This window comes from Billgrantia antri (assembly GCF_019430905.1).
GTDB classification, from domain to species: Bacteria; Pseudomonadota; Gammaproteobacteria; order Pseudomonadales; family Halomonadaceae; genus Halomonas; species Halomonas antri.
The window spans coordinates 223865-232994 of record NZ_JAHYCA010000001.1 but is presented as its reverse complement, the minus strand read 5'-3'; the positions used below and the strand labels follow the sequence as shown (position 1 = coordinate 232994).

Annotated in this window: 10 protein-coding genes; 9 read left to right on the top strand and 1 reads right to left on the bottom strand. The window is 63.3% G+C overall.

What is annotated here, in order from left to right; genetic code table 11:
* Positions 1-255 (bottom strand): hypothetical protein (locus KPL81_RS01080; RefSeq protein ID WP_219790342.1); only part of this gene is annotated, 255 nt, incomplete at its 3' end.
* Between the two features lie 252 nt (positions 256-507).
* Between KPL81_RS01080 and KPL81_RS01075 the strand changes: the two genes are divergently transcribed.
* The 9 genes from KPL81_RS01075 to KPL81_RS01035 all read left to right on the top strand — a co-directional run bounded on the left by KPL81_RS01075 (position 508) and on the right by KPL81_RS01035 (position 9129).
* Positions 508-1917, top strand: a complete 1410-nt coding sequence (locus KPL81_RS01075; protein WP_209473571.1) for an MBL fold metallo-hydrolase RNA specificity domain-containing protein — start codon at positions 508-510, stop codon at positions 1915-1917.
* A 355-nt stretch (positions 1918-2272) separates the two neighbouring features.
* Entirely contained in the window at positions 2273-2467 is a 195-nt protein-coding gene (locus tag KPL81_RS01070; RefSeq protein ID WP_219790341.1) for a YgaP family membrane protein, read from the top strand.
* A gap of 225 nt (positions 2468-2692) precedes the next feature.
* A complete protein-coding gene (locus KPL81_RS01065) occupies positions 2693-3559 on the top strand; it encodes an MBL fold metallo-hydrolase (protein WP_219790340.1) in 867 nt (288 codons plus the stop codon).
* Between the two features lie 9 nt (positions 3560-3568).
* Positions 3569-5341 (top strand): SulP family inorganic anion transporter, encoded by a 1773-nt coding sequence (locus KPL81_RS01060; protein WP_219790339.1) that lies wholly within the window; start codon positions 3569-3571, stop codon positions 5339-5341.
* A gap of 25 nt (positions 5342-5366) precedes the next feature.
* Positions 5367-5828, top strand: coding sequence for a YeeE/YedE family protein (locus KPL81_RS01055; RefSeq protein ID WP_219790338.1), 462 nt, complete (start codon positions 5367-5369; stop codon positions 5826-5828).
* The gene (locus KPL81_RS01050; RefSeq protein WP_219790337.1) at positions 5825-6238 is read left to right on the top strand and encodes a DUF6691 family protein; all 414 of its coding nucleotides are present in this window, start codon (positions 5825-5827) and stop codon (positions 6236-6238) included. The genes KPL81_RS01055 and KPL81_RS01050 overlap by 4 nt, the downstream gene beginning before the upstream one ends.
* A 149-nt stretch (positions 6239-6387) precedes the next feature.
* On the top strand, positions 6388-7086 hold the full coding sequence (locus KPL81_RS01045) for a response regulator (protein WP_219790336.1): 699 nt from the start codon (positions 6388-6390) through the stop codon (positions 7084-7086).
* Entirely contained in the window at positions 7083-8498 is a 1416-nt protein-coding gene (locus KPL81_RS01040; RefSeq protein WP_219790335.1) for an ATP-binding protein, read from the top strand. Before KPL81_RS01045 ends, KPL81_RS01040 begins: the two co-directional genes overlap by 4 nt.
* Complete coding sequence (locus KPL81_RS01035) at positions 8482-9129, top strand: c-type cytochrome (protein WP_219790334.1); 648 nt, start codon at positions 8482-8484, stop codon at positions 9127-9129. Before KPL81_RS01040 ends, KPL81_RS01035 begins: the two co-directional genes overlap by 17 nt.
* Position 9130 lies beyond the last annotated feature (1 nt).

Sequence of the window (9130 nt, the reverse complement as noted above, 5' to 3'; positions counted from 1 at the left end):
GGATCCGCTGCCGAATATCTGCTCGAAGCGCAGTAGCGTCTGTACCGCGTTGCCCTTGTCGTCGCTGTCGACGTTGAGCGTGGTCACCCCGGCCCGGCTGGTGGCCTTGGAGCCCCCGTGGAGATAGGTATCGACGACCCCCGCATAGCCGTCGACACCCTGCTGGAACTGGACGGTGGTGGCTGTCTCCGCCTCCTCCACGTTGTCGGACGTGACCAGACCGTCCTGCTCTTCCGGTTGTTCCGTTGAGCTCATGGTCAGCCCTCCCATGGAACACGTGGGCATTTGTTTCTGTATGTTAAGTAGCTTTGGCGATGTGTCTCCACCCTAATGATGCAACCCCATGCAGCGCAGGAATGTCATGCCCGGGACTGACGTTTTTCGGTCTGTGCTGCGTCTTGCGGACTGCAGCCAAACCTGACCCAGATCCATGTTTTCCCTGCATCTTCAGACTCATCTTCGAGTATGCTGAAAAATGTAACGGCCACAGCGAAGGGGCAGGGGCAGATGTCGACATTTACGTTCCAAGGTGCCGTGGGAGAAGTAACCGGCTCTCGCTATCTGCTCGAGGTGGAAGGTAGCGACCGCTCGTACCGCATCCTGCTGGAGTGCGGCCTGCATCAGGGCGGCCGGCAGGCGGATAGCGACAATGCCGTGCCGTTCGGCGCCCTGGCGAAGCAGCTGGATGCGGTGGTGATCTCCCACGGCCATCTGGATCATGCCGGCTTGCTGCCCAAGCTCGTGCGTGAGGGGTATGCCGGCCCGATCCACTGCACGCGCGGCACGCGGGACTTGCTCGACATCATGTTGGAGGACGCCGCCTTCATCATGGCCAAGGACGTCGAGTGGGAGAACAAGTGGCGCAAGCGCCACGGCAAGCCGCTGATCGAGCCGCTGTATGAGCTGGAGGACGTCGAGCGCACGCTGACGCTGTGCCAGTCCCATGGTTACGGTCAGCCCATCTCGTTGCCCGGCGGTGTGACCTTGGTCTACCAGGATGCCGGCCATATCTTGGGCTCGGGCATCGTCGAGCTGACCGTGCCATCGGGAGGGCAGGCCAAGCGGCTGGTGTTCTCCGGCGACCTGGGCAACCCCAGCTCGGTGCTGATGAAGGAGCCCGTCCGCCTGCACGAGGCCGACGTGGTCTTGATGGAGAGTACCTACGGCGACCGCGACCACCGGCCTCTCGAGGAGACGCTCGAGGAATTTGCCCAGGTGCTGGAGGAAGCCCATGCCAGCGGCGGTAACGTGCTGATTCCCGCCTTTGCCGTGGGTCGCACCCAGGAGATTCTCTATCACCTCAGCGTGCTCTACCACGAGGGGCGCCTGCGCCAGCAGATGGTATTTCTCGACAGCCCCATGGCGATCAAGGTCACCGAACTCTACCATCGCGCGCGCAAGAGTCTCGATGCCGAGGATCTCAAGGTGCTCAATATCGCTGCCAGTGGCGATACCAGCCAGTACCTGCCGATCCTGCGCATGACGCGCACGGTCGAGGAGTCGATGGCGATCAACCGCATCCACGGCGGGGCGATCATCATCGCCGGCGCCGGAATGTGCACCGGTGGCCGCATCGTTCACCACTTTCGCTACAACCTCGAGAAGCCCAACACCCGGCTCGTGATCGTCGGCTTTCAGGCTGCCGGCACCTTGGGGCGTCAGCTCGTCGACGGTGCCGAGCGGGTGCGCGTGCTGGGGCAGGAGCTGGCGGTCAAGGCCAAGGTGCATACCATTGGCGGTTTCTCCGCCCATGCCGGGCAGAGCCAGTTGATCGGCTGGGCCGGAGCCTTCCGAGACAAGCCCCGCTTCTATCTCGTGCACGGCGAGCCCCAAACCCAGGTCGTCTTGCAGGCCGCCCTTGCCGAGAGCGGCATCGAGGCAGAGATACCTGCCTTCGGCGATCGTATCGAGCTATAAGTTCATAGCGGCACATCAACCAGCGAATTGCCTAAAGGGCGAGCCACCTGCATAGCCGCTGGTTCCCATCCCATGGCCGGTCGCTCGCTTCACCCGCCCAAGGCGCTGCTCAAGCTTGGCCTCGTGCAGGCTTGTTGCGTCTTTTGCTTGCGCTGTGGCCGCAATGGCTCTGCTCAGTCCTCTCCCGCTGGATTTCTTGATGTACATCGTCATGCGGCCACATGACGCATGTGAACGATGCCGCAATGCGCTACGATGCTTAGGGTATTTGGTTATTTGCATATATCTTAAAATAATTAAAAGGTGCTTCTATCGGTTCGATTGCTTCCAATCTCAACCTCGTGGGGTGATATCTATGAAGAGCAACGTAGGCGGTATCGACAAAATTCTGAGGATCGTGGTCGGTGCCGTTCTGATCGGCCTGGCCTTGACCGGCATGATCGGCGTCTGGGGCTGGATCGGCGTGCTGCCGCTGACGACCGGGCTGTTCAACTTCTGCCCGGCGTATCAGCTGCTGGGCATCAACACTTGCAAGCTTTCCAGGAAGTAGCCGGGTGCTCTCTCCTTGGTCTTTTATGCGCAGTCGCTCCTGGGACCGGGCTACGAGTACACCGACTGGTACTTCTGCAAGAAGTCGCTCTGAAGCTTATCGCGGACCCTGGCCTGAAAGGTCGGGGGCGGTCCTTTTTATTCCTGGATGGTATATGCATATAACATAACTTGTGCTATATTCATGCCATTGCTCGGAAGCCACACCGACGGAGGTCGATCAAACATGTCCAAGCCGATCGTGACCCACTTCTTTGACGAGCCGACCAATACCTTCAGCTATGTGGTGCAGGATCCTGACAGCGAGGCCTGTGCGATTCTCGACTCGGTGCTCGACTTCGATTACGCCGCCGGCAGGACCGACGTGCGTTCCGCCGACGCCATCATCGACTTCATCCAGCGCGAGGGCTTGAAGGTCGAGTGGATCCTCGAGACCCATGTTCACGCGGACCACCTCTCCGCCGCGCCCTATCTCCACGAAAAGCTCGGTGGCAAGACCGGCATCGGCGCCAGAATCACCGTGGTACAGGAGGTCTTCGGCAAGGCTTTCAATGCAGGCACCGAGTTTGCCCGTGACGGCAGCCAGTTCGATCGCCTGTTCGAGGAAGGCGATACCTTCGGCATCGGTAACCTGAAAGGACGAGTGCTGCATACGCCGGGCCATACACCGGCCTGCCTGACCTATGTCATCGGCGATGCCGCCTTCGTCGGCGACACCCTGTTCATGCCCGACTACGGCACGGCCCGCTGTGATTTTCCCGGCGGCGATGCACGCACCCTCTATCAGTCCATTCAGAAAGTGCTGGCGCTGCCGGGCGAAACCCGACTCTTTCTGTGCCACGACTACAAGGCGCCGGAGCGCGAGCAGTACCAGCACGAGACCACCGTGGCCGAGCAGCGTGCCCACAATGTTCACGTTCACGAAGGCGTCAGCGAGGAGGAATTCGTCAGGATGCGCACCGAGCGCGACGCTACCCTCGACATGCCGCGCCTGATACTGCCTTCCGTGCAGGTCAACATGCGCGCCGGCCATATGCCCCCGCCCGAGGACAACGGTCAGGTCTATCTCAAGGTACCCATCAACAAGTTCTGAGGATGCCGGGTGAACCCCAAGCGTTATCTGCCGATCCTGCAGTGGCTGCCAGGCTACGGCCGTGCCACCTTGTCCAGCGACCTGTTGGCGGCGGTCATCGTGACCGTCATGCTGATCCCCCAGTCGCTGGCTTATGCCATACTGGCCGGTCTGCCACCCGAGGTGGGGCTGTACGCAAGCATTGTGCCCTTGGTGGTCTATGCCATATTCGGTACCAGCCGCACCCTGGCGGTAGGGCCGGTGGCGGTGGTATCGCTGATGACCGCGGCAGCGGTGGGGCAGATCGCCCCCCAAGGCTCGGTGGAATACCTCGGCGCGGCGCTGGTGCTGGCGCTGATGTCGGGGCTGATCCTGACCCTGATGGGGATTGCCCGGCTGGGCTTTCTGGCCAATTTCCTCAGTCATCCGGTCATCTCGGGTTTCATCACGGCGTCAGGGTTGATCATTGCCATCAGTCAGCTCAAGCACGTGCTGGGGGTGGACGCCAGCGGCCATAATTTGCTGGAACAGTTGGCCAGCCTGGGCGGCAACCTGGGGGGAGTGAACGGGCCCACGCTGGTCATCGGCTTTACCGTGCTGGCGTTCCTTTATGTCGCGCGCCGCTGGCTGAAGCCTGGCCTGCACAAGCTGGGCGTGCCGGCCCGACCGGCGGATATGCTGTCCAAGGCGGCGCCGATACTGGCCGTCGCCGTCACTACCTTGGCCACCTGGGCGCTGGGCCTGGATGCGCAGGGCGTGGCCGTGGTGGGTGCGGTGCCGGCAGGCTTGCCGCCGCTGACCCTGCCCGGTTTCGATAGCGGTCTGTGGAGCCAGCTGTTCGTGGCGGCACTGTTGATCAGCGTGATTGGCTTCGTGGAGTCGGTCTCGGTGGGGCAGACTCTCGCCGCCAAACGGCGTCAGCGCATTGATCCGGACCAGGAGCTGGTGGGCCTGGGTACGTCGAACATCGCCGCGTCGCTGACCGGCGGCATGCCGGTCACCGGGGGCTTCGCTCGCTCGGTGGTCAACTTCGACGCGGGCGCCGAAACCCCTGCGGCCGGGGCCTTCACGGCGGTAGGCATCGCCGTCGCCGCGCTTCTGCTGACCCCGCTGATTGCCTACCTGCCTATCGCCACGCTGGCGGCGACCATCATCGTGGCGGTGTTGTCGCTGGTCGACTTCAAGGCCATCAAGCATACCTGGAATTACTCACGCTCCGATGCCCTGGCCATGCTCGCCACCATTGGCCTGACGCTAGTCCACGGGGTGGAGAGCGGGATACTCGCCGGGGTGGGGCTGTCGTTGGCGCTGCATCTCTACAACACCAGCCGCCCTCACAGTGCAGTGGTGGGTCGGGTGCCGGGGACCGAGCACTTTCGCAACGTCAAGCGACATCGCGTCGAGACGGACCCGCGCCTGGCCATATTGCGAGTCGACGAGAGCCTCTACTTCGCCAACTCTCGCTACCTGGAGGATCTGGTGATGTCGTTGGCGGCACGTGAGCCAAGACTCGACCATATCGTATTGGCCTGCCAGGCCGTCAACACGGTCGATGCCTCGGCATTGGAGAGCCTGGAGGCGATCAATACTCGCTTGCGGGATGCCGGGGTCAAGCTGCACCTGGCGGAGGTCAAGGGGCCGGTGATGGATCGGCTCAAGCACACTGACTTCTGTCGCGACATGACGGGCATGGTGTTTCTCAGTACCTACGATGCCTGGCGTTACCTGCGCGGCGAAACGGACTCCCCTGGCACGTCGTGCGCCGGGGTAGGGCCGGCACAGGTGGCACTTCGGGCCGAATGATTCTGAACGAAACGGGAGGAAAGACGTGGATTGGAGCGCAAGTCTGCAAGGACTGGTCGGTGGCGTGCTGATTGGACTGTCGGCCGTGTGGCTGATGGCGACGCTGGGGCGCATTGCCGGCATCAGCGGCATTGTGGGCAGTCTGGTCACCACCCTGCCCAGGGGTGACAGCGGCTGGCGGATCGCATTCGTGCTCGGTCTGGTCAGCGGCCCGCTGCTGCTCATGGCGCTTGGGAGAGGTCTCGGCAACGTGGCCGGCGCACCCGGCGAGGTGGTCGGTCAGCCGGCAGGAGGCGTAGGCCTCATGCTCGTGGCTGGTCTTTTGGTGGGGGTCGGCACCGGCCTGGGTAGCGGCTGCACCAGCGGCCACGGTGTCTGTGGCCTGGCGCGGTTGTCGCCCCGCTCGATGGTGGCCACCGTGACCTTCCTGATCTGCGCCATGGTCACCGTCTATGTGGTGCGGCACGTCATCGGAGGTGGGGCATGAAGACGCTCATGGGCTATATCGCCGGGCTGCTGTTCGGCCTGGGTCTTGCGCTTGCCGGCATGACCGACCCCGCGCGCGTGCTGGGCTTTCTTGACCTTTTCGGCGCCTGGGACCCGACCCTCATGTTCGTCCTCGGCGGGGCCGTGGTGACGACCTTCATTGGCTACCGTGTCGTGTTCCGTCGCGAGCAACCCATGCTGGGTGAGACCTTCCAATTGCCGACCCGTCAGGATCTGGATGGCCGGCTGATCGGCGGTGCCGCCCTGTTTGGCATCGGTTGGGGGCTCTCCGGCTACTGCCCCGGGCCGGCGATCGCTTCCATCGCCGGGCTCACCGCGCCGCTGTTGGCCATGCTCGCGGCGATGGTGGCGGGCTGGTTCCTGGCACGCGCGATTGCCGCTCGCCGCTGAGGCCATGCTCATGGTCCCTTTGCTGGGCTGGGAAAAGGGACGCGCCCTTTTCGACCAATGGACGCCAGTCTGGGCGCAGCGCCTGCATCCTCTTAACGTCGCGTTAATCCAGGCGTGGCAAGGTGTCGCACAACGCTTGAGGTTTCATTATGCATGTGTTGCTCGTCGAGGATGATGACCTGGTGGCATCGGGTATTCGCGCTGGCCTGGACCTGTATGGCTTCGTGGTCGACCACGTGTCGACGCTGGCCTCGGCACGTTCGGCGTTGGAAGCCGTGTCGAGCGACGCGGTGATACTCGATCGCGGAATGCCAGACGGTGATGGCCTGACGCTGCTCGAAGCGTGGCGGGCGTCGGGGGTCGATCTGCCGGTTCTGGTACTGACGGCGCGGGATGCTGTCGATGAGCGCGTTCAGGGCCTGCAGGTCGGCGCGGACGACTACATGATCAAGCCATTCGATCTCGATGAGCTGGTCGCCCGGTTGCAGGCTTTGCTGCGACGTGTCGCTGGACGCTCCTGCGCCGTGGTTGAGCATGGCTCCCTGTGCCTCGATCCGACGACCCGCGAGGTCACGCTGGAGGGGCGGGCAGTAGAGCTGTCTCGGCGAGAGCTGGCATTGCTGGAAACCTTCTTGCAGTCGCCGCGCAGTGTGCTGTCCGCCGGCCAGCTCAAGGACAGCCTCTACGGCATGAACGAGGAAGTGGAAAGCAACGCCCTGAACGTTCATATCCATCATCTGCGGCGCAAGTTCGGAAGCGGGGTGATCGAGACCGTGCGTGGCGTGGGCTTCCGTCTGGGCAAGCCCGAGCGTGTCGGCCAGGGAGTCGAGCGGAACGCGGTGCCATGAGCCTGCGGGCAAGGTTGTTGCTTACCCTGGGGCTGACCCTGGTGTTGCTTTGGGGGTTGGCCGCCGCCTGGCTGTTGCGCGATCTGCATGACCAGTTCGTGGCCACGCTCGATCAGCGACTCGCCCAGTCGGCGCGCATGGTAGCGGCGCTGGCGGCTCAGCTTCCGCAGGAAGTCTGGATGGCAGCAGATCGTCAAGCATTGACGATCCCGCCGATCGAAGGTCTCGCCTGCCAGGTACATTCGCCCAGTGGCGAGATCATGGCGCGTACCCATGCCGACATGGAGAACATTCTGGCCATTGGCGGGCAGGGGCACAGCTACCGCGAGTCGGACGGTGTCACCTGGCGGGTATTCACCTATGAGCGAGACGGCCTGATCATCACCACGGCGGATCGAATGGATGAACGAAACCTGCTGCTGGACAACGTGATCAAGGTAGCCGTGGTGCCCTTCGTCGTGGCATTGCTGGGAAGTCTGGTAGCGATATGGGTCGGCGTCATCCGCGGCCTGGCCCCCCTCGAGCACCTTCGCGGTGCCCTGTCGCAGCGCCATCCCGATGCCATGGAACCGGTCTCCAGCTCAGGTATGCCGACCGAGATTCGTCCGCTGATCGAAGCACTCAATGGATTGCTGGCGCGAGTTCGGGCCGCCTTTGTCCGTGAGCAACGCTTTACCAGCGATGCTGCGCATGAGCTTCGCACGCCGCTGACTGCGGCCAAGACGCACCTCCAGGTGGCGCGTCGCCTGGAGGGGCCAGCCTCCCGCAAGGCCCTGGAACATGCCGAGCAGGGAATCGTTCGCCTTTCCCGGACCATCGATCAGCTACTGACGCTGTCTCGGGTCGAGGGCCGGCTGGTCTTTGACGATGGCGTGCCGAGCTGGCTCGAAGAGGTGGTGGCCCTGGCTCGCAGGGACGTCGACCCGACCGGGGAAGCGAGCATCGAATTGCCCCTTACCTGGCCGCCTTGGCAGCTGGCCATGCCGCGTGAGCTGGCGATTACGGCGCTGCGCAATCTCCTCGAGAATGCCTTGCGGCATGGCTCTTGCGATATGCCCGTCACCGTGAGCGTCGCCCCCGTGCCGCCTGGCACCGGTTCACCTCATGGCGTCGAGGTGCGGGTACGTAATCAGGCGGCAGGCGTCGACCCCGGCTCGCTGACCCAGGTCACACGCCGCTTCTGGCGAAGCGGTACCCAGCAGGGCAGTGGCCTGGGGTTGTCCATCGTGGCGGCCATTACAGCTCGCTTCGGTGGCAGCGTGAGCTTCACCTGCCCCACGACGGAAAGTTTCGAAGCTCGACTGATACTGCCGCTCGTGCGGCAACAGGAGAGTCCGGCGACCCCGGACCAGACGCCCCGCAAGGGACCCATAACAACGACGAGAGTGATGCGAGATGACGACCGTGAATAGCGCAGTCCGCCTCGGCTTGATGCTTGGCCTCATGGCCGGTCCGGCTGTGGCTCAGGAGGGGGATCCGCAACGCGGCGAGACTGCCGCCGCCGTCTGTGTGGCCTGCCATCAGGCGAATGGTAGCGGAAAGCACATCGACGGAGCAGAGTCCTGGCCGCGGCTGGCTGGCCAGAATGCCGGCTACATCGCGAAACAGCTCCAGGATTTCAAGGCGGGTCGGCGGCAAAACGCCACCATGCAACCCTTCGCCAACATGCTCGACGATCAGCAGATCGCCGACGTGGCAGCGTACTACAGCCAACTGCCCGTTACCGAGGCGGAGGGCGGTGGAGAGGCTGACGAGGCTTTGCTTGCGCGAGGTGAGCAACTGGCGCTGCGGGGCGACTGGAACGCCTATATCGTCTCATGCAAGAGCTGCCATGGTCCCGGCAACGAGGGGGCAGGAAGCACGTTTCCCGGCATCGCCAGCCAGCACGCTGGCTACATCGAGGCTCAGCTTCACGCCTGGCAAGCGAATGAACGAGGCAACGATCCGCAGAACCTGATGGGCGCCATCGCCAAGCGCATGAGTGATGAAGATATTCGCGCCGTGGCGGCATGGCTCGCAAGCCAGAAAGTGACAGCACAATAAG